Source organism: Pseudomonas sp. MWU13-3659 (assembly GCF_023757525.1).
Lineage (GTDB): Bacteria > Pseudomonadota > Gammaproteobacteria > Pseudomonadales > Pseudomonadaceae > Aquipseudomonas > Aquipseudomonas entomophila_E.
Window position 1 is genome coordinate 207388 of record NZ_JAMSHW010000004.1, and the last position, 21427, is coordinate 228814.

Consider the following 21427-nt stretch of genomic DNA (forward strand, 5'->3'; position numbering starts at 1 on the left):
GCCTTCCGGGCCCGCGCGGCCTACGACTTGCTGCGCAAGTCTACATCTCGCGCCTTCGGCTACGCCGAAGGGTGCTGCGCACCTGGCCCTCCAGACGCCTGCGCTCAGCCTCCTGAAGTCGCGAAGTTACGGGCGGCGCCTAGACAGGCGCAGCTGTCGCTAGTTGTTTATTCATGTTCTTGAGTACGCATTCGCCGGCAAGGCCGGCTCCTACCTGACGGTGTACGCCGCTCCATTGTAGGAGCCGGCTTTGCCGGCGAACCAATGGTACAAACAATACATCCATCACAGCATTACAACGCCATCAATGCTTTCGCTCTTTGCTCTTTGCTCTTTGCTCTTTGCTCTTTGCTTCTGCGAGCGCGCAGCGCCTCGCCCGGCTTTTGATCTTGATGCGCGATAGTCCAGGCGCCGCCAATTGCGACTTCAGGAGGCCGAGCGGAGTTCTTGCGTAGTGGGGCGACGGCCATGGATGGCCGTCGAGCGCTGCGCCCCAGGATGGGGCGTTCAGCGCGGTACCCGCGGGAGCAACAAAGGCATGAGGGGATCCCGCAGTGCGCGGGACGGATGATGGAGCCGACGGCTTTGCCTACTTTGGCCAAGACCAAAGTAGGCCGCCGTAAGGGCGGAAAGGTGAATCGGCGTCACCATCGCCAATGGATATGCTCACAAACCTCCAAACCCACACTCTGAAAGCCGAAGCCGAAGCCGAAGCCGAAGCCGAAGCCGAAGCCACCGGCAAATCCCCCCCAGCCCGCGACAAGTTGTCTGCTTGACTTAATCACATGTAACAAGCCGTGTATCTTGACTTAAAGGTCAGATTTTGTGAAATTGCGCGCCCTCCGTGTCTCACAGCACCAGAACAAAGCATGGGCGGCGCCCGACCGCCCAGAGGATCAACCATGTCCAACCGTGATATTTCCCGGCGCTCGTTCCTGCAAGGCGGGCTGATCGCCGGTGTCGGCGTGACCCTGGCCCCACTGGGTAGCCAGGCCTTCGCCGCCCTGATGGAAAACAAGGTCACCACCTCGCCGCAAAAGTGGATGAACCACGACGGCAAGGCGCGCTTCCGTAACGACGCGCTGTCCAAGGTCTGCGGCAACAAAGTCTTCGCCCGCGACATTCGCGCCAAGGACATGCCGGGCTGGCCGCAGCAGCAAGGCCACGCCATGCTGCTCAAGGCCACCAAGGCCGACCAGATCTACGCAGGTTACGACCTGTCGCTGCTCGGCGCCGACCTGCAGCCCGACCGCATCGTCACCGCCGACGACCTGAAGAAAGACGGTATCGCCTGGCCCGAAGCCCATTCGCCAGACCCGCTGCTACCCCCCGGCCAGGTGCCGATGTTCATCGGCCACCCGGTGGCGATCCTGATCTGGAACGACTTCGAACGCTTCCGCAAGGCCAAACTCAAGCTGCAGTTCAACGACAAGGCGATCCGCTACGGTGCCCAGGCCCCGCTGTACCAGCGCGACCCCTACGGCAGCTTCCGTTTCGTGCGCGTGGGCGGCAAGACGCCGTTCGACGAGGACGAATACTCGAGCCTGAAGAACACCATGCTGTTCCCCAGCATCCTCGCCCGCAAGCCGGTGTGGACCGCCGAGCCCAAGCAGCACGGCAACCTCACCGAGCAGGGCATGTTCTACGCCCAGCGCATCGACGAGCAGCTCAAGCAGCCGCCGGAAGACTGGCTGCTGTTCGACGAGCGCTACAAGACCCCGTCGATCGAGCCTGCGGCCCTTGAGCCGGACAACGGCAACGGCTGGTACGACCCGGCGACCGGCACCCTGCATTTCGTCGTGGCCACCCAGTGCCCGTTCGAAGTGGCGCAGGAATGCGTGCACATGATCAAGCCGTCGCGTTTCGCCCTGAAGCACCTGAACATGCACCCGGGCTACACCGTCGGCTACGGCTCCAAGGACAACAACATCTTCGTGTTCTACGCCGCTGTCGCCGCCCTGTACGGCGCGGGCGTGCCGATCCGCCTGGCCAACGACCGCTACGAGCAGTTCCAGAGCGGCATCAAGCGTCACCCGTTCGACATCCGTTACCAGCTGGCCGTCGACAAGCGGGACATGAGCTTCAAGATCTTCCGCGCAGACATGACCGTCGACGGCGGCGGGCGCATCAACTACAGCCCGTCGGTGGCCGCCGTGGGCGCCACCGCGGCGCAGTCGATCTACTACATGCCGCAGAACGACCTGTCGGTGACCGCCTACCATTCTCGCGGTGTGGAGGCCGGCTCCATGCGTGGCTACGGCACCCTGCAGAGCATGGCCGCCACCGAGATGATGGTCGACGAAATCGCCGATCGCCTGGGTGTTGACGCCATCGAGCTGCGCCGCAAGAACGCGCTCAAGTCGGGCATGAAGAACACCCAGGGCGCAGTGCCCGCCGGTGCCCTGCGTCTGCACGAGATTCTCGACAAGGCCGCCGAGCATGAGTGGTGGAAGAACCGCCATGCACGCAAGCAGGCCGAGGACGCCAAGGACCACGACAACTGGTACGGGGTTGGCTTCGCCATCACCCAGAAGGGCTTCGGCACCGGCTCTGAAGCACCGATGGCGGCCGTCGAGTTCACCGCTGACGGTCGTATCACCCTGCGTCATATCGGTACCGAGCTGGGCACGGGCATGTCGACCTCCCAGGCTCTGGTGGTCAGCGACTTCCTTGGTTGTGTCGCCGACGAAGTGAAGACCGCCCAGACCGAATGGCCGGAGCTGCAACTGAGCACCAGCGGCAACCCGTACCTGATCAGCCAGGCCGAGCAGGACGCCGCGCTGCGCGACCCGCGTTGGGTCGGCAAGCTGGCCTCGCCGTCGTCGGCGACCAACTCGGCGTTCTACTTCAGCCACGCCACCCGCGAAGCGGCCCGCGTGCTGTTCAACCATGGCCTGTGGCCGGCGGCCATGGCGCTTTGGAGCCAGGGCCCGTTCGGTGGCCAGGCCAACCCACTGGTGGTGCGCCGCGAAAACGCGGTGTGGGTCAACGGCGCGCTGACCGGCAACGGCCTGGCGCCGATCCCGTTCGCCGAGCTTGCCAAGAAAGCCCACGAGATGGGCCTGGTCACCGGTGCCAGCGTGCACGGTTTCAACCGCTGGAGCTGGGCCGAGGCTGACTTCGTCATCGACGGCGTGCGCGAGCGCCTGCCGCTCGACGCCCTGGCGGTGAAGTACGGCGACGGCGCGGTGAACGCCAAGAAAGCGCAGATGAACAGCAACGGCTTCCACCTGCTGGACCGGCAGAACGCCGAGTACCCGGCCACCCAGCTGAACAACGCCATGGTCACCTACTACAGCCCGGTGGCGACCATCGTCGAGGTCAAGGTGAACAAGGGCAGCGGCGAAGTGAGCGTGCTCAACCACCACAGCTGGGTCGAGTGCGGCCGGGTGCTGGTGCCCGAGCTGGTCAAGGGCCAGCTCGAAGGCGGCATCGCCATGGGCATCGGCCACGCGCTGTTGGAAGAAATGCCGCTGTACGAGGGCGGCCCGGGTGAGGGTGATTGGAACTTCAACCGCTACCGCCTGCCGATGGCCCGGCATGTGGCGGTGTGGAAGCAGACGTCGGAGATCCTGCCGCCGCTGTCACCCACCGATCCATCCAAAGGCATCGCCGAAGTGGTGATGATCCCGGTGGTCGGCGCCATCGGCAACGCCGTGGCCCACGCCATCGGCAAGCGCGTGCGCGACCTGCCCATCACCCCCGCCCGAGTCAAGGAGGCCCTCAATGGCTGACCGCAAGCTGCAACTGACCCTCAATGGTCAACCTGTCGTCACCGAAGTGGTCCCCGATGACCTGGCGATGATCGACTACCTGCACGAATACCAGAACCTCACCGGCTCCCGCCTGGGCTGCGGCCAGGGCATCTGCCACGCCTGCGTGGTGATCGTCGACAACCCCGACGGCACCAGCGAGGAGGTGCGTACCTGCATCACCGGCGCGCACTACTTCGAGGGCAAGAAGGTCCGCACCATCGAGGGCCACGCCAAGCTGGATGAGGCCGGCAACCCCGGCGAGCTGAACCCGATCCAGCAGAAGTTCGTCGACCGTTTCGCCTTCCAGTGCAGCTATTGCGCACCGGGCTTCGTCAACGCCGCCACGGTGCTGGTGGAAAAAGCCCAGCGCAAGCCGCTGAAAAAGAGCGAGCTGGAGGACGCCATCGAGGCCAGCCTTGGCCACCACGTGTGCCGCTGCACCGGCTACGTGCGCTATTACGAGGCCACCCGCGAAGTGCTGGGCGACCTCGGCCTGGTCAAGGAGGGTTGAGCATGAAGCGAGTTTTGAGTGGCCTGGCGATGGCCATCGGCGCGGTATTGGCGTTGAGCGCCCAGGCCGATGACCAGGCGCAGGTGAAGCGCGGCGAATACCTCGCCCGCGCCGCCGACTGCATGGCCTGCCACACCGCCGAAGGCGGCGCGCCGTATGCCGGCGGCCTGCCGATCCATTCGCCGTTCGGCACCATCTACGGCACCAACATCACCCCGGACAAGCAGTACGGTATCGGCAACTACAGCGACGACGAGTTCTTCGCCGCCCTCACCGCGGGCAAGCGCAAGGACGGCGCCAACCTGTACCCGGCCATGCCCTACACCTCGTACCACCTGATCCCCCGCGAGGACGCCGACGCCATCCACGCCTACCTCAAGACCGTGGCGCCGATCAACCGCCCGGCGCCCGAGACCAGCCTGAGCTTCCCGTTCAACGTGCGCCTGGGCCTGATGGGCTGGAACATGCTGTACGGCAAGAGCGTGCAGCTGGAGGAGGGCAAAGGCAACAGCGAGGCGTGGAAGCGCGGCCAGTACATGGTCGAAGTGCTCGGCCACTGCGGCGAGTGCCACACCCCGCGCAACCCCATCGGCGCTTTGCAGCAGGACAAGCGCCTGACCGGTGGCCTGTTGCAGGGCTACCTGGCGCCCAGCTTGCTGGCCCAGGACCTGGCTGATCGCGGCTGGAACCAAGCCGACCTGGCGACTTTCCTCAAGCACGGCATGAGTGCCCAGGGCAGCATGTTCAACGAGATGTACCCGGTGGTGCACCACAGCACCCAGCATCTGGAGGACAGCGACCTGTCGGCCATGGCCACCTACCTGCTGGGTGACCAGCCACCAGCGGCCAAGGTGGTGCAGGCCGTGGCCCACGAGACGATGGGCGAGAGCGCCAAGCGTGGCCGCCAGCAATACCTGAACGTCTGCGCCGGTTGCCATGGCGGCGAAGGCGAGGGCAAGCCGCATATCGCCGTGGCCATGCAGGGCAACACCATCCTGCGCCAGGCCGACTCGCGCAACCTGGTCAAGGCCATCGTCGACGGTATCCGCGAGCAGCAGTTCACCGGTTTCGAGCGCATGCAGCCGATGCCGGGCTTCGCCGACAAGCTCGACGACCAGCAGCTGACCGACATGGTCAACTACCTGCGCGAAGCCTGGGGCGGCCTGCCAGGCGACCTGACCACACAACAGCTGGCCCAGCTGAAGGCGGACTGACCCGTGCAGCATCTCGACCTGCAGGTGGTGCAACAGGCGGCACAGTGGTCGCGGGACGGGCTGCGCGTGTGGCTGTGCACGGTGCTGGGTACCTATGGCTCGGCGCCGCGCGCGCCGGGCTCGCTGTTGGTGGTCAACGACCTGGGGCACTGGGTCGGTTCGCTCTCCGGTGGTTGCGTCGAGGAAGACTTCCTGGAGCGCGTTGCCGCCGGTGAGTTCGCCGAGGCGGTGGCCGTGGTGCGCTATGGCGACGGTAGCGACAGCCGCTCGAACATCCGCCTGCCCTGTGGCGGCATCCTCGACGTGCTGGTGGAGAACCTGCCCGGCGACTGCGCCACCCAGGGCCATCTGGGCGAACTGGAGGCGGCGCTGCTCGGGCGTCGCCGCTTGTTGCGCGAGGTCGACTTGCACACCGGCCAGCGTCTGGTGTCTGACGACCATAGCCATGGGCCACGGGTGGAGCAGGGCGAAGGCCGCGTGCGCCTGCGCATCGGCGCCGCCCAGCGCCTGCTGCTGGCGGGTTACTCCAGCGTGGCGCACTTCTGCGCCGAGTTCGGCAAGGGCCTGGGGTTCGAGGTGGTGCTGTGCGACCCGCGGGACGAGGTGATGGACAACGTGGTGCTCGACGGGATAGAAATCCGTCGGGAGCTGCCGTCGGTGTTCATCGCCAATGGTGGCTGCCACCGCGACACCGCGGTGGTGGCGCTCACCCACGACCCGAAGATCGATGACCTGGCCATGCTCGAAGCCGTACAGACCGAAGCTTTCTATATAGGCGTGATGGGCTCGCGCGCGACCTCCGAGAAACGTCGTGAACGGCTGCGCCGCATAGGCGGGCTGAGCGATGTGGAGATGGCGCGTATCCACGCGCCCATCGGCCTGAACCTGGGCAGCAAGACCCCGGCCGAGATCGCCTTGGCGGTGCTCGCCGATATCCTCCGTACCCGCAGCGGCGTTGCCCGCGAGGCGTTGTGAGCGTCGTCGCGCTGGTGCTGGCGGCGGGGCAGGCTTCGCGCTTCGGTGCTGACAAGCGTCGTGCGCTGCTAGCCGATGGGCGTAGCCTGTTGCAACACAGCGTAGAACGCGCCTTGGCAGTGTTCGACGAGGTGCGCGTGGTTTTGCGTGCTGGCGAGCAGGCCGAGGACCTGGGGCTGCCGATGGGTTGTCGCATCGTGGCCAGCCCCGAGGCGGGACTCGGCATGGGCCATAGCCTGGCGGCCGGCGCCGCGTCGCTCGACGATTGCGCCGCCGAAGCCGTGGCCATCGTGCTGGGCGACATGCCCTGGATCCAGGTGCAGACCTTCCTTCGCTTGATCGAGGCGGCCAGTCCAACGGCCGTTGTAGTGCCGCGTCATCAGGAGCAGAACGGGCATCCGGTACTGTTCGGGCGCCACTACTGGCCTGAGCTGGCCCTATTGGCCGGCGATGAGGGCGCGCGTTCGGTGCTGCAACGGCATCTTCGGCAATTGCGGGTGGTCGAGGTGGACGACGCTGGGGTATTGCGCGACGTTGATACGCCTGCCGCGCTCGGCTAGTCGGTCCTGGACATTCATGACGCTTGCTTGCCCGCGAATACGTGCGGGTCCTCAAGATCAACGCCAACCTGTAGGAGCCGGCTTGCCGGCGAACAGCCGTTACGCCGTTCTACCGGTTGAACACTCCTCGAACAGACAATTACCTAGGCGTCAGGGGCAAGACCCTAGCATTTTTGCCAGTTTCGCCCGCCAACCATGCCGATTAAGTTCTTCGGAACAATGTGCGGACGCACACCGGAGATCGCCATGTCCAAACGCGGAGCCTCTCGAGTTTCAATGTTGTTCTCGGCCATCACGGCCAGCATCGGGGCGATCATCAACATGATCGTCAAGATAATCGGCAGGTCCCCCTCGTCCCCTCCCCGAGAAGATTTCCCCTCGGTTGCCGCTTCGCCATTGCGCCTGGTCGTGTATCCGCAGGGCGGCAAGCCGGAAGAAGGCATTGTCCAGAACGCCCCACCGTTCAAGCTGTGCCACGGCGCCGCCCATCGCCTGGAAGTGACGTCGCCAGATACAAGCACATGGCTGGAGCAAAAGTTGAGCCTGCACTGGGATGCCGGCCTGCCGGGGGAGTACGGCCTGAGCGCGGAACCTCCCCTTAAATTGGTAAGCACGGTGCAGCCCGACGATGAGAAACACTACCAGCCCTTGTCCGCCGCGACCGGTGCGAACTGGGTATTGACTGCGAGGGGAGGCGAGGCGGCGCAATCCGGCAAGGATCTGGAACTGGCCCTGGGCAGTTACTGGCAGGCGCCCAAGTACGGGTTCCTGGCGGATGTGGGCGATTTTCATTACGCGGTTACCACGTTGGAGTGGGATAACGTAATACCGATTGTCGATCCGCTCGTCACCTCGGTCCTGACTGCGACGGTGAAGAGCCCTTTTGACGACGCCCGGGTCATGGCAGGGAAACCGGTGTGGTTCGAGCTCAACGGCAAGCGCTATCAAACTCCAAGAGAGACTGGGGAAGATGGTAAGGCGCGCTTGACCTATACACCCAGGCCTGAGGATATAGGTGTCGATAATCGCGTGATCTTCCACGCTTATTGCGTGGATGAGTTAGGTGAGAGCAGCGAAAAGAAAGAGCTGAAAATACCCGCTTTTGCCAGCAATGCCTGGCCTGATGAGCTGAAGGTGGAGCTTCGTGATGAGCAGGGCGAGCCCATCGATCCCACTGTGCTGGGGGTAAGGCTGACTCGGGGCGGTAAGTTCACATTGTTCGTGAAACCCGATGCGGGCAGTTTTTTTGTCGATCAACCGATCAAGCTGGTATGGCCGGAAGGGGGGGCGCAGTTGGGGATCGAACTGGTCTCCCCTCCCGGTGAGCCAGAACTCGGCAGGCCGTTGCCCGAGGCGGGGCTTAGTTGGAACCTTCGGGGTGGTGGTGAAAGCGGGCAGTTTTCCCTGTTGGTTGAGATAGCTGCGTTGCCAATGCCTTTCCCGCTGAGCGGGGTGCAGATGTCGGCCAACCTGATTGACGAAGTAGACGTGACTATCGACGGCGCTGCGCTGAATAGCCCGTTGATTTTCCGCCGTGGCCAGGCGCGCACGATAAAGGTCCAGCCCAAGCCAGGTAGTCCGCTGGCGGGCCTGAACTGGGAATCCGAGATGAGCTTTTTGAGTAGCAGCCAGTTGCCCGAGGACAAAGTATCGTCGGTCCCTCCCTTCAAAGAAAAGCGGGCGCTGACTGAGCAAGGGCTGGAATGGGCGGTTACCGGTGCGGATGCCAGTGGTACGTTTGGGCTGAACGTGCACATGGATAACTTCACGGGGTTCACCTTGAGGGATGCGGCACTGCTGTCACAGCACTTGATTGACGAAGTGGACGTGACCATCGACGGCAGCGCGGTGAGTGCCCCCTTGATTTTCCGTCGAAGCAAGGCGCGGACGCTAAAGCTCAAGCCCAAACCCGGCAGCCCGCTGCTGCAGGCGGGTGGAACATGCGATATGACTTTTGTGAATGGCAGCCTGGCCCCAGACACGGTAACGGCAAGTCCGAACTACGGCAACAAACGGCCGATGATCGCAGGAGGGCTGGAGTGGTCGCTGACCGGTGCGAATGTCAGTGGCACGTTTGGCCTTGATCTTCACATGACGGGATTCTCGGGGATTCAGTTGAGGGGGGCGGCATTGCTGTCACAAAACTTGAGTGACGAAGTGACGTTGACGTGCGATGGCAAGGAATACTCGAGGTTTATATTCCGTCGTGACAAGCAATACGTGCTGCATTGTGAGCCGAACCCCGGCAGCCCACTGGCAATGGCGCAACTCCCATGCAAATTGACATTTTCGAGCGACGGTACGTTGCCCGCTACCAAGATGCCATCGGTGCCGGCCTACGGCCAAGCGCGTGCCATGCAGGCAGACGGCCTGGACTGGACACTGACGAGCAGTAAAGACACCAGTGGCTGGTTCGGCTTGCGCGTCGAGATGGATGGGTTCACTACCATGCTGGACTATCCGGGCTCACTCTTGATTTCGGACCGGTTAACCGACGAAGCGGAGGTAACCGCTGACGGGGAGGGCCGTGACAGGTTTGTTCTGCGCCGCGGGATAACCAGGAAACTGGCTGTAAAGCCGAAGCCTGAGAGTCCGCTGAGCTATCGAGAATTAGTGTGCAGCTTGCGTTTTATAACGGGAAGCCTGAGCCGCGATGACGTGGAGGCTAAGCCGGATTATGAGGCGCCGAGAGCGTTGACGCGGGCTGGGCTGGAATGGGACCTCAAAGGGAAGGCGGGCACCAGCGGTGACTGCAACTTCAGTGTGCAGTTTGACGGTTTTGACATGACCATGCCGTATGCGTTTGTGGCCGTGATGGCCGAGTTTGTGAGTGACGAAATCGACGTAATGATAGATGGCAAGCCCGTGGAGCAAAACCTGATTCTACGTCGTGAGAACCTATACCGCCTCACCCTTCATGCGAAAGGCGAGAGCCCAGTGTTGAAGGTGCGCCCCCGCTTTAACTTGTTGTTTGACAGGAGTGGTAGCCTGAATGAAGCGCAGGTTTCTGCAAATCCAAAGTACGGCGCAGATCAAGTGTTCTCGCAGTCGGGTATGGGGTGGAACCTGGAACCGTCAACAGTCAGTGGCACTTTTGGATTGAAGGTTGAGATGGAGGGCTTCCAATATCCACTGGCGCTGCCTGGATTGACCGTGCTGTCCTCCAGGTTGGAGGATGAAGTTAATGTTTATCAGCCATGGGCAAATATGGGTGATCATTATGTGTTTTATAGAGGATTTATTAGTCCTTTGTCTGTCGAGGTTTTACCAAATAGCCCATTGTTTAAGTTGAGAGGTTTGAGTTTTAGATTGAAGCTACTTGAAGGGGGTGGCTTCAAAGAGGGAGATGTACCCGTAACGCCGGCTTATGGTGTGCCTTTGGACTTTTCAAGCGGGCGCGAGGGGTGGACTATGTATTCTGTATCTGAGAAGAGAGGCTCATTTGGCTTGGAAATTCATTCGGAACTTTTTGATTCTCCTTTGCGTTTGACCGCAGCATTGCTCTCGAGAAATTTGGCTGACGAGGTGGCGTATTTTCCTCAGGAAATTAATAGCGGTGGTTTTAAAAGTGTCATTTTAGAGGTGAAGAAAGATAGCCCCTTGCTTAACTCAGGTGTCGCTGCTGAATTGAACCTTGTCAAGGTGGATCCGGGCGGGTTTGTTGGTTGTGCGCCTGCCTTTGATTCCCAAAGACCGCTAGCTGAGAAAATGACTTGGACTGTCAATGCAGGCTCTGGGAGGTTCTCCTTTGAAATTCGCATTAAAGTCCAAGGGGTTACCAATGGAATTATCATAAAAGGTATTAAACAAGGGTAGATCTCGAGATTTTCAATGAGACGGTGCCGAAAATGCTTGTCGGTACGCACCGTCGAGAACCACCTGCGTGCCGCCCGCCGCCGTCTGGGCGTGGCCACCACCGCCCAGGCGATCAGGATCGCCGAGGGCAGTGGTGTGCAGGGCTGAACACTTCAGCTCTGCTGCGCCACGCTCAGCACCACCTTGCCGATATGCCGGCCGGACTCCATCAACTCATGCGCCTGAAGCGCGGCGGTCAGCGGGAAAGTGGCGTGGATCAGCGGCTTCACCGTGCCGCTGCGCACATGGGGCCAAGCCTTGGCCTGCAATTCGGCGAGGATCGCCGCCTTGTCATCGATACTGCGCGCACGCAAGGTCGAACCGATATGGGTCAGGCGCTTGACCAGCAAGGGGAACAGGTCGACCTCGGTGGCCGGGCCCTTGACCACGCCGATCTGCACGATGCGCCCGTCCATGGCCGCCGCCTTGAAGTTCCGGGCGACGTAGTCACCGGCGATGATGTCGACGATCACGTCCACGCCCTGGCCATCGGTATGTTGCATCACCTGTTCGACGAAGTCTTCACGGGTGTAGTCGATGGCCAGGTCGGCGCCGAGTTCGAGGCTGGCAGCCTGCTGCCCGGCACCGTTGACCGTGGTGAAGATCTTCGAGGCGCCGAAAGCCTTGGCCAGTTGCGTGGCGGTGGTGCCGATGCCCGAAGCGCCGCCGTGGATCAGCACCGATTCGCCAGCCTTGAAACCACCCCGCTGGAACAGGTTGACCCAGACAGTCATGAAGGTTTCCGGCAGGGCCGCGCCCTCGACCATGCTGAGGTTGGACGGCAGGGGCGCAGTGGTGCGCTCGTCGGCCACCGCATACTCGGCGTAGCCGCCACCCGGCACGAGGGCGATGACCGCGTCGCCGATGGCAAACTGGCTGACCTGTTCACCGAGGGCGACGACCTTGCCGGCGATCTCCAGGCCTGGAATATCCGAGGCGCCGGGAGGTGGCGCGTACAGGCCCTTGCGTTGCAGCAGGTCTGGGCCGTTGACGCCAGCGGCATGGACCTGGACCAGCACTTCCCGTGGGCCGGGGCGCGGCGTTTCGCGGGTGGTGGCTTGCAGGACCTCCGGACCACCGGGTTGGGTGATGTCGATGGCGGTCATCTGGGACGGGGTGATGTGACGCATGGAAACCTCTGTCATTCTGAACAAGGGCCTGGGTGGCCCGCTGGATGACAGGGTAGGGAACAACCACTCGGCGGTCGCGCGGCGATTTTGCGGCGCCGCGTTGCGAAATTTCTTCAGGCAGGCTGGGTCATGATCCTGTGGGAGCGGGTTTACGCCAGCCTCAAGATCAACGCTGTACCTGTAGGAGCCAGCCTTGCTGGCGAATAGGCCAGTACGGCCAGCGCACCAGCAGGTGCCTTGCCAAACCAACGAGGAATGAATCATTTGAACTGGGACGACGCCCGCATGCTCCTGGCCCTGAGCCGCGAACAGACCCTGCGCCGCGCCGCACGGGTGCTGCGGGTCGACCAGGCCACCGTGGGCCGGCGGGTGGCGGCGCTGGAGGCGGACCTGGGCTCGACCCTGTTCCTGCGCACGCCGGCCGGCTACCAACTGACCGCCCTCGGCGAAGTGGCAGTGGAAATGGCGCTGAAGATGGAACAGGCCGCCCTCGAACTGACCCGGCGCATCGGCGGCGCCGACAACGAGCTGGCCGGCGAAGTGCGCATCGCCACCACCGATTCGCTGGCCCAGGACTTCGTCATCCCAGCCCTGGCCCAACTGCACCGCGAACACCCCGACATCCGCGTGGTGCTCAGCGGCAGCTCGCAGATCGTCAACCTGTCCCAGCGCGAGACCGACATCGCCATCCGCAACCTGCGCCCGGACAACCCCGACCTGGTCCTGCGCAAGCTGGCCAGCTGGACGATGGGGTTGTTCGCCTCGGCAGATTATGTACAGCGCCGGGGCGTGCCAGCCGTCGGCAGTTTCGAGGGCCACGAACTGGTGGTGTACGAGCCGTACTGGCGCGACCAGGCCCGGCCCACCCTGGTGGACGTGCCCATCGGCGAGGGCCGGGTGGTGCTGGCGGCCAATGCCAGCCTCATGCTGCGCCGGGCGATCGGCCAGGGCCTGGGCATCGGCGAAATCCCCGTGGAGCTTGGCCTGCGTGATGGCCTGCAGCGGATCTGGCCAGACCTCACACGGGCAAAACCCTACGAAGTGTGGATGGTGACCCACCAGGACCTGCGCCACACCGCCCGGGTGCGCGTGGTGATCGACCACCTGGTCCGGGCGTTCGCTGCATATGCCTGATCTTGCCCGGCGAAAACCCCACGATTGGATCCGTTGCGCTGCGTGAAAACCCCGTGCGTTTCGCCAAAGCTTGAGTACAATCATCGGCTTTTTCAGGGCCTTTCCTTGGCCCGCTCGCGGATGTGCAAATGCTGATCGGTAGTTACTCCTCCTCGCTGGTGTTGATCTCGCTGTGCGTGGCCATTCTCGCCTCCTACACGGCCCTGGACCTCACCGGGCGCATCGCCACGGCCAAGGGCCGGGCGGTGCACCTGTGGATGCTGGGCGGCGCTTTCGCCATGGGCATCGGTATCTGGTCGATGCACTTCATTGGCATGTTGGCCTTCAGCCTGCCGATCAACCTGGGCTACGACACCACGCTGACGGCGCTGTCGCTGCTGATCGCGGTGGCGTCGTCGGGTTTCGCCCTGTGGCTGGTGAGCCAACCGAAGCTACCCTGGCAGCAACTGGGCTTCGGCGCGCTGATCATGGGCAGCGGCATCGCCTGCATGCACTACACCGGCATGGCGGCATTGCGCATGCAGCCGGGCATCGACTACGACCCGACACTGTTCGGCGCCTCGCTGGCCATAGCGGTTGGCGCTTCGGCGGCGGCCTTGTGGATCGCTTTCCGCTTGCGTCAGCACACGCCATACGTACGGCAGTTCCGCGGGTTGGCGGCAGTGGTGATGGGCATTGCCATCGTGGGCATGCACTACACCGGCATGGCGGCGGCGAACTTCCCGGCGGGCAGCTACTGCGGCGCCCTGGTCGACGGCCTGGCCGGCGATGGCCTGGACTACCTGGTGTTGATCACCACCCTGGCGGTGCTGGCGGTGGCGCTGCTGACCTCGGTGCTCGACGCCCGTCTGGAAGCGCGTACCGCGGAGCTGGCGCGCTCGCTGACCCTGGCCAACCAGGAACTCACTCAGCTGGCCCTGCACGATACCCTCACCGGCCTGCCCAACCGCACCCTGCTGGCCGACCGCATTGACCAGGCCATCGGCCGGGTAGCGGAGCAGGGCGGTTGCTTCGCCCTGATGTTCATCGACCTGGACGGCTTCAAGCCGGTCAACGACGCCTTCGGCCACCACGTCGGCGACCTGTTGCTCAAGGCCGTGGCGGCGCGCCTGCGCGGGCACCTGCATAGCCAGGACACCCTGGCGCGGATCGGCGGCGACGAGTTCGTGCTGCTGGTGGAGCTGGGCGAGCCGGACGACGCCATGGGCGTGGCTGTAAAACAGGTCAACCTGGTGTCGCGGCCGTTCCGCGTGGCCGAACACGACCTGCAACTGACGGCCAGTGTCGGTATCGTGTTGTACCCGGGCAACGGCGCCGACCAGCACGAACTGCTGCGCAATGCCGACGCCGCCATGTACCACGCCAAGAGCGCCGGCAAGAACGGCTACAGCTTCTTCGATGCCTCGATGAACACCAACGCGCGCCAGCAGTTGCAACTGCTGCAGGACCTGCGCACGGCGCTGGAGCAGAGCCAGTTCCGCCTGCACTACCAGCCCAAGTTCGACGCCGCCGCGCGCCAGCCCATCGGTGCCGAGGCGCTGCTGCGCTGGGAGCACCCGCAGCATGGTTTGATGCTGCCGGACCGCTTCATCGGCCTGGCCGAGAAGACCGGCCTGATCATTCCCATCGGCGAATGGGTGTTGGGCGAGGCCTGCCGGCAGATGCGCCAGTGGATGGACCAGGGCCACGACGACTGGCGCATTGCAGTCAACCTGTCGGCGATCCAGTTCTGCCATGCCGGGCTGGTGGACAGCGTGGCCCGCGCATTGAACGACAATGGCCTGCCGGCCAACCGCCTGACCCTGGAAATCACTGAAACCACCGCCATGCGTGATGCCGACGCCAGCCTGACGGTGCTGCAGCGCCTGTCCGACATGGGTGTCGACCTGTCCATCGACGACTTCGGCACCGGCTATTCCAGCCTGATGTACCTCAAGCGGCTGCCGGCCAACGAGCTGAAGATCGACCGTGGTTTCGTCCGCGACCTGGAACAGGACAGCGACGACGCCGCGATCGTCTCGGCCATCGTCGCACTGGGCCAGGCGCTGGGGCTGCGTATCGTCGCCGAAGGCGTGGAGACCGATCGCCAGCAAGACTTCCTTACCCGCTTGGGGTGCGATTCGTTGCAGGGGTACTTGCTGGGGCAACCGGTGCCGCCCGAGCAATTCATGCAACGCTTGGAGCAGGCTGGCAAGAAAGCCGGACACACCGTTAACTGAGCTTCACCCGTTTCAGGGGCAGCGGCTGGGGGATACGCCCCAGTTCGCTGCCTTTGTCGTTTCAGGTCATTGAAATTACACGTTTATTTTCATGGCATAGGACTTGCTCCCCACCCTCCAGAGTCCCCGTGTCCTCCGGAGGTGCCCCATGTCGACCCCGCGCAAAGGCCCTGTCCTGTCCACCTTGTTGTTGGCCTTGCTGGGCTGGCAGGCCAGCGGCGAGGCCGCCGTGCAGTGCCAGCGCACGCTGACGGCCAACGTGGTGGCCCTGGACCAGCCACTGATGTTCAACCGCCTTGGCGCGCAGAATGCCAACGGCATGATGTTCGCCCTGCGCCAGGATGTGGTGGACGAGCACCAGGTGCCCTTGAACAAGGGCGGCGCGGCGGTGCCGGGCAAGGTCACCCTGCGCCCGGACAAGCGCCCGCGGCCCATCGTGCTGCGGGTGGCCGCGGGTGACTGCCTGACGGTCAACCTGACCAACCTGCTGGCCTACCAGGCCAACCCCAACAAGCACGGCATCCACCCCGAGGAGCCTGAAGGCGAAGCGGGGGAGGAGGCCGAGGTGCCGGAGGTCGAGGATGACGAAAACTTCGTCGCCGACCAGCAGGTCACCGACCGCCATACCGGCTTCCAGGTCAACGGCATGCAAGCGGTCAACAGTATTGCCGACATCGCCGCCAACACCGGGCGCAACGGCAACTTCCTGGTCGCCCCGGGCAGTACCCGCAGCTACACCTTGTACGCCGAGCGCGAAGGTGCCTTCGCCGTGTCCAGCCGTGGCGCGCCGTTCGGCGGCGAGGGCAACGCCGGCAACGTTGCCAATGGCCTGTTCGGCCAGGTGGTGGTGGTACCCAAAGGCGGGCGCACCTACCGCAACACCCTCACTGAAGAGGAAATGCGCCTGGCCACCACCGGTCGAACAGCCACCGGCCAGCCGGTGATCGACTACGAGGCGCGCTATCCGCAGGCGCAACCCTGGATCGCTGAAGGCAAGGCTGGCAAGCCGATCATCGCCATGATCGACGGCAACGAGATCCTCAACAGCGAGACCGACGCCATCGTCATGGGCCCCAACCCCGACGGCAGCTTCCCCAAAGCCACCTACCCGCTGGAAAGCGTAGGCAAGCGCAACCCGGCGCTGCCCAACCGGCTGGAGGCGTTCCGTGATTTCGCCGCGCAGTTCGCCGACGAAGTGGCCGGCACCCAGGCCTTCCCCGGTTACTGGGCGGACCCGGTGATGGGCCATGTGCTGGAGCCGGCCCGCGACTCGTTCATGATCAACTACGCCGCCGGCGGCATGGGCGCCGAAGTGGTGGCCAACCGGTTGGGGGTGGGGCCGATGCACGACTGCCTGTCGTGCGCCTATGAAGAGTTCTTCTTGAGTGCCCACACCGTCGGCGACATCGGCACGCTGGTGGACATCCCGGCCAACGTCGGCCTCGAGCGCATTCGCCCCGGCGAGGTACCACCGGCCAGCGCGACCGGCGTGAAGGCGACCATGGCCCTGTACCCGGCCGAGCCGGCCAACGTGCACCACAGCTACATCGGCGACTTCACCAAGTTCCGCAACACCCACAACGGCCACGAACAGCACATCTTCCACCTGCACGGTCACCAGTGGCTGTTCAACCCCAACGACGACAATTCCGACTATATCGATGCCCAGGGCATCGGGCCGGGCGTGGGTTACACCTACGAAATCGCCAACGGCGGCTCGGGCAACCGCAACCGTGTGGCGGGCGATGCCATCTACCACTGCCACTTCTACCCGCACTTCGCCCAGGGCATGTGGGCCATGTGGCGGGTGCACGACGTGTTCGAGCCCGGCACCCGGCTGGAGGTGAGCGGCGAGGGCGCCAATGGCTACCACAGTACGCCGTTCGCCTTGCGCAACGGCAAACCTGCGGCGGGTGCCCGGGCACTGCCGGACGGCGAGATTATTGCTGGCACGCCGATCCCGGCCATCGTGCCGCTACCGGGCAAGGCCATGGCGCCGATGCCGGGCAAAGTGACCGTGGTGCCGAAACTGTCGGAAACCCTGGTGGCCGAGCATGACGATGACGAGGAGGGCGATGATCATCCGAGCGAGCCTGCCACGCCGCGCGCGGTCGGCTCCCTGGCCCTGGTCGATCGCAGCGAGACCAACCGCAACGCCGACGGCTCGTTGAAGAACCCCGGCTACCCGTTCTGGATCGGCGGCATGGAAAGCAGCGTCGGCCAGCGCCCGCCGACCCCGCCGCTGGACATGCTCGACCCGGCCCTGGCCCGCCAGCTCAAGGACAGCGGCAAGGCGCTGTGGGCCAACCTCGACCCCAACCAGGTCGATGGCTGGGACGGCGGCCTCGGTCGCCACGCGCTCGATGGCGTATCGGCCGGCGGCGAGGCGGTGTCCACCACCACCAAGCTGGACTTCTCCAAGGTGGTGCACAAGGCCAAGCCGATCTACCTGCCCGAGGAGGGCACCGAGGTCGAGCAGGCGGCCATGCAGTTCCACGCCAAGGCCGAGCACCCCAGCTTCGCCCTGATCCCCGGCAGCGCGCCGGTGGCCAAGGCGTTCCGCACCAACGGCGCCTTGCCCACGGCCGGCGCGCCGTACTACGAACCGTGCATGGATGACCGTGGCAAGCGCCTGACCCAGTCCTCGGGCGTGGGCGAGTTCTTCAGCGGCGAGAACCTCACCGGTATGAGCTTCCGTGGCTCGTCCACCTTCACCGCCGACCGACCGCGCATCTACAAGGCCGCCAACATCCAGTTCGACGCGGTGTACAACAAAGTCGGCTACCACTTCCCGCAGGCGCGCATCCTGGCGCTGTGGGAGGACGCCTGGCCGGTGATCACCAAGCAGCGCCCACCGGAGCCGATGGTGCTGCGCATGAACACCTTCGACTGCACCCAGTACGTGCACACCAACCTGATCCCGTCGTTCTACGAGATGGACGACTACCAGGTGCGCACGCCCACCGACGTGATCGGCCAGCATATCCACCTGCCCAAGTGGGACCTGACCGCCGCCGACGGCTCGGCCAACGGCTGGAACTACGAGGACGGGATTCTCTCGCCCGGCAGCGTGGTGGAGCGGGTGCATGCCATCCGTGCGTTCAACAATTGCAGCGAAGGCGATGCCCGGGACGGTACCGCTGCCTGCCCGAAAGCCAAGCAGCATCCTTACTTCGGGCGCTTCGGCCGGGCCGACTGGCTGGGGGCGCGCAGCGCCATGCAACGCTGGTTCGCCGACCCGCTGGTGAACGTGCACAACGTCGACCGTGGCCTGGGCACTATCTTCACCCATGACCACCTCGGCCCATCGACCCACCAGCAGTTGGGTCTGTATGCGACCGTGCTGGCCGAACCGGCCGGCTCCACCTGGTACCACGCCGAGACCGGCGAGCAGCTGTACAACCCGGCCACGCGCCAGGACGGCGGCCCGACCTCATGGCAGGCGGTGATCCAGACCGGCGACCACGACGGCGACGGCAAGAACGACAGCTACCGCGAGTTCTTCCTCGAGTACAGCGACTTCCAGCACGCCTATGAAGCCGGGGTATACGTGGGCGCCGGCCCCAACGGTATCCCCGACGGCCAGAGCTACCCGGCCACCGCCGACAGCTTCCGCTACGCCATCAACCCGCCTGTGCGCGGCAAGGCCTCGAGCCTGCTGGAGGCCATCGTCGAGACCCGTGGCGGCCTCAATCCCGGCTGCCCGAGCCGGCCGTGCCCGCAGGCGATCTCGGTGGATGACCCGGGCATGTTCGTCGTCAACTACCGCAACGAGCCCCTGGCCCTGCGCGTGTTCGACCCCAACAAGGTCGGCCCCGACGGCAAGCGCGGCATGCAGGCCGACGGCCTGGGCGGCGACCTGGCCTACGCCCTGCAGACCCGTACCGACCGCGCCATCCCGGCGATGAACCTGGCGCCGTCGGCGATCACCCAGGCGGTCGGCCCAACAGGCGGCACCACGCTGTTCCCGCCGCACATCAACAAGGCCGGCAGCGAGCCGGGCGACCCGTTCACGCCGATGCTGCGCACCTATTCCGGCGACAACGTGCGCCTGCGCATGCACGCCGGTGGCCATGAAGAAGAGCACAACGTCACCCTGCACGGCGTGAAGTGGCTGCAGAACGGCTCGGGCTTCGGTAACAGCTCCAACTCGGGGTGGAAGTCGTCGCAGATGATCGGTATCTCCGAGCAGCTGGGCTTCATGGCGCCGGTGTCGATGATCTCCAGCTCCGCCGCCACCAACGGCGACTACCTGTACTCGCTGGACGCGGCCCTGGAGGGCTACTGGAACGGCATCTGGGGCATCATGCGCAACTACACCGCCCAGCGCGCCGACCTGTTCCCGCTGCCCAACAACCCGCAACCGGTGGCCATGCGCAACACCGTGAACTTCGACGGCATCTGCCCGAAAACCACGGCCAACCCCACTGGCGTGGGCACCCGGCCGACGGTCAAGCGCAGCTATGAAGTGGTGGCGGCGCTGGCCAACGACATCCTCGAGAACCGCCAGGGGGTGAGCATCAACGACCCGGCCGGGATCGGCCAGCATGTCGGCGGCCCGCTCAAGGCCAACGGCGGCACCCTGGTGTTCAACAGCCGGCGCACCAGCATCCCGCTGGTTAGCGGGGTCGACCCGGAGGATGGCGAGGCCTTCACCATCGGTGGCCACAGCGCGCCATTGCACGACCCGACCGCCATCCTGTATGTGCGCAAGGCCGACCTCGACGCCAGCACCGGCAAGCTCAAGGCCGGGGTGCCGGTGGAGCCGCTGATCCTGCGTGCCAATGCCGGCGACTGCATCAGCATCACCCTGGAGAACCGCCTGCCGCTGGTGATGCCGGACCTGCCCAGCACCGCAGTGATGCACAACGTGGTCAAGCGCGACCGCTTCGACAGCGAAGGCGCGACGGCTTTCGCCAACAACCTGATGCGTCCCTCCAGCCACGTGGGGCTGCACGCCCAACTGCTGGCCTACGACATCACCAAGTCGGACGGCGTCAACGTCGGCCTCAACCCGGTGCAGACCGTGCCGCCGCGCAACGGCAGCAGCGGCGCCTGGCCGACCAAGGTGTACCAGTACTACGCCGGGCACCTGGAGCGCGAAGGCAAGCCGACCCTGCAACTGGGGCGCACGGTGGACAACATCAACACCACCGCCATCGAGTTCGGCGGCCTCAACCTCACCCCGGCGGATGTGATCAAGCAGCCGCAGAAGGGCCTGGTGGGTGGCATGAGCATCCTGCCGCAGAGCGCCACCTGGACCGAGGATACGGCCAGCCGCGCCCAGGCCACGGTGAAGGTCAGTGGCCAGCCGGACTACCGCGACTTCGTCACGGTGTGGCAGCGGGCGTTGAACATGCGTTGGGCCGATGGCCGTCCGGTGGCGGGCATCAATACCGAGGGCAATGGCGCGGCAGGCGACCCGCAGGACAACGGCAACATGGCGGTGAACTACAAGACCGAGCCGCTGTGGTTGCGCTTCGGGGTGGCGCCGGATGCGCCGTTCGGGCGTGCCGACGGGCTTGGGTTTGCGGATATTCCCAACGTGCACATGGCGTATAGCAACGCCCTGGTCGGGGGTGATCCGCAGACGCCGGTGCTGTACGCCAAGCCGGGGCAGCCGGTGCGTAACCATATCGTGATGCCCAGCGGTGGCAGCCGTGGCATGACTTACCAGCTGGATGGGCATGTGTGGCCGTTGCACAACTACCAGGCCGAGAAGAGCGATGTGGAGGGCTACCCGATGGGGTTGCCGGGCATTGGCTCGGTGCGCTTTGGTTACAACCCGATGGCGATGTATATCGGTGCCCAGGAGAGCGTGCTGCCGGCGGCGCATTTCAGCTTCATGCTGCCAAGTGCCGGGGGGGCCAACGCGGTGCCGGGGGATTACCTGTTCCGCGACTATGCGGCGTATGGGAATACCTCGGGGTTGTGGGGGATCCTGCGGGTGACCAACGAAGCGCCGCCGGCGGTGGCGCCGGCGCAGTGAATGAGGGTGCCTGGTGGCCAGGCGGGCACCAGGTATTAGTCGAAAGAGATGTAGCGCCGATGAGATCGAGCGCCGCCTGCGCGGC

10 protein-coding genes and 1 pseudogene are annotated in these 21427 nt (G+C 64.5%); 10 read left to right on the forward strand and 1 reads right to left on the reverse strand.

Annotated features, from left to right (window positions below):
* Window positions 1-902: 902 nt before the first annotated feature.
* The 7 genes and pseudogenes from NGM28_RS07845 to NGM28_RS07875 all read left to right on the forward strand — a co-directional run.
* Entirely contained in the window at window positions 903-3734 is a 2832-nt protein-coding gene (locus NGM28_RS07845; RefSeq protein WP_252089568.1) for a xanthine dehydrogenase family protein molybdopterin-binding subunit, read from the forward strand.
* Window positions 3727-4266, forward strand: coding sequence for a (2Fe-2S)-binding protein (locus NGM28_RS07850; protein WP_240062945.1), 540 nt, complete (start codon window positions 3727-3729; stop codon window positions 4264-4266). The genes NGM28_RS07845 and NGM28_RS07850 overlap by 8 nt, the downstream gene beginning before the upstream one ends.
* Window positions 4267-4268: 2 nt before the next feature.
* Window positions 4269-5480, forward strand: a complete 1212-nt coding sequence (locus NGM28_RS07855) for a c-type cytochrome (RefSeq protein ID WP_252089570.1) — start codon at window positions 4269-4271, stop codon at window positions 5478-5480.
* A 3-nt stretch (window positions 5481-5483) separates the two neighbouring features.
* The gene (locus NGM28_RS07860) at window positions 5484-6455 is read left to right on the forward strand and encodes an XdhC family protein (RefSeq protein WP_252089572.1); all 972 of its coding nucleotides are present in this window, start codon (window positions 5484-5486) and stop codon (window positions 6453-6455) included.
* On the forward strand, window positions 6452-7015 hold the full coding sequence (locus NGM28_RS07865) for a nucleotidyltransferase family protein (protein ID WP_252089574.1): 564 nt from the start codon (window positions 6452-6454) through the stop codon (window positions 7013-7015). The genes NGM28_RS07860 and NGM28_RS07865 overlap by 4 nt, the downstream gene beginning before the upstream one ends.
* Before the next feature lie 246 nt (window positions 7016-7261).
* Complete coding sequence (locus tag NGM28_RS07870; RefSeq protein WP_252089576.1) at window positions 7262-10831, forward strand: hypothetical protein; 3570 nt, start codon at window positions 7262-7264, stop codon at window positions 10829-10831.
* Window positions 10832-10867: 36 nt separating this feature from the next.
* A pseudogene (locus NGM28_RS07875) lies at window positions 10868-10978 on the forward strand (PA1136 family autoinducer-binding transcriptional regulator); the annotation flags it as partial.
* 5 nt (window positions 10979-10983) lie between these two features.
* Here NGM28_RS07875 and NGM28_RS07880 read toward each other — a convergent pair.
* Complete coding sequence (locus tag NGM28_RS07880) at window positions 10984-11976, reverse strand: NAD(P)H-quinone oxidoreductase (RefSeq protein ID WP_252089730.1); 993 nt, start codon at window positions 11974-11976, stop codon at window positions 10984-10986.
* A gap of 288 nt (window positions 11977-12264) precedes the next feature.
* Between NGM28_RS07880 and NGM28_RS07885 the strand changes: the two genes are divergently transcribed.
* The 3 genes from NGM28_RS07885 to mnxG all read left to right on the forward strand — a co-directional run bounded on the left by NGM28_RS07885 (window position 12265) and on the right by mnxG (window position 21342).
* Complete coding sequence (locus tag NGM28_RS07885) at window positions 12265-13134, forward strand: LysR family transcriptional regulator (protein ID WP_252089732.1); 870 nt, start codon at window positions 12265-12267, stop codon at window positions 13132-13134.
* 128 nt (window positions 13135-13262) lie between these two features.
* Window positions 13263-15353 (forward strand): putative bifunctional diguanylate cyclase/phosphodiesterase, encoded by a 2091-nt coding sequence (locus NGM28_RS07890; RefSeq protein ID WP_252089578.1) that lies wholly within the window; start codon window positions 13263-13265, stop codon window positions 15351-15353.
* A 148-nt stretch (window positions 15354-15501) separates the two neighbouring features.
* Complete coding sequence (gene mnxG, locus NGM28_RS07895; RefSeq protein ID WP_252089580.1) at window positions 15502-21342, forward strand: manganese-oxidizing multicopper oxidase MnxG; 5841 nt, start codon at window positions 15502-15504, stop codon at window positions 21340-21342.
* Window positions 21343-21427 lie beyond the last annotated feature (85 nt).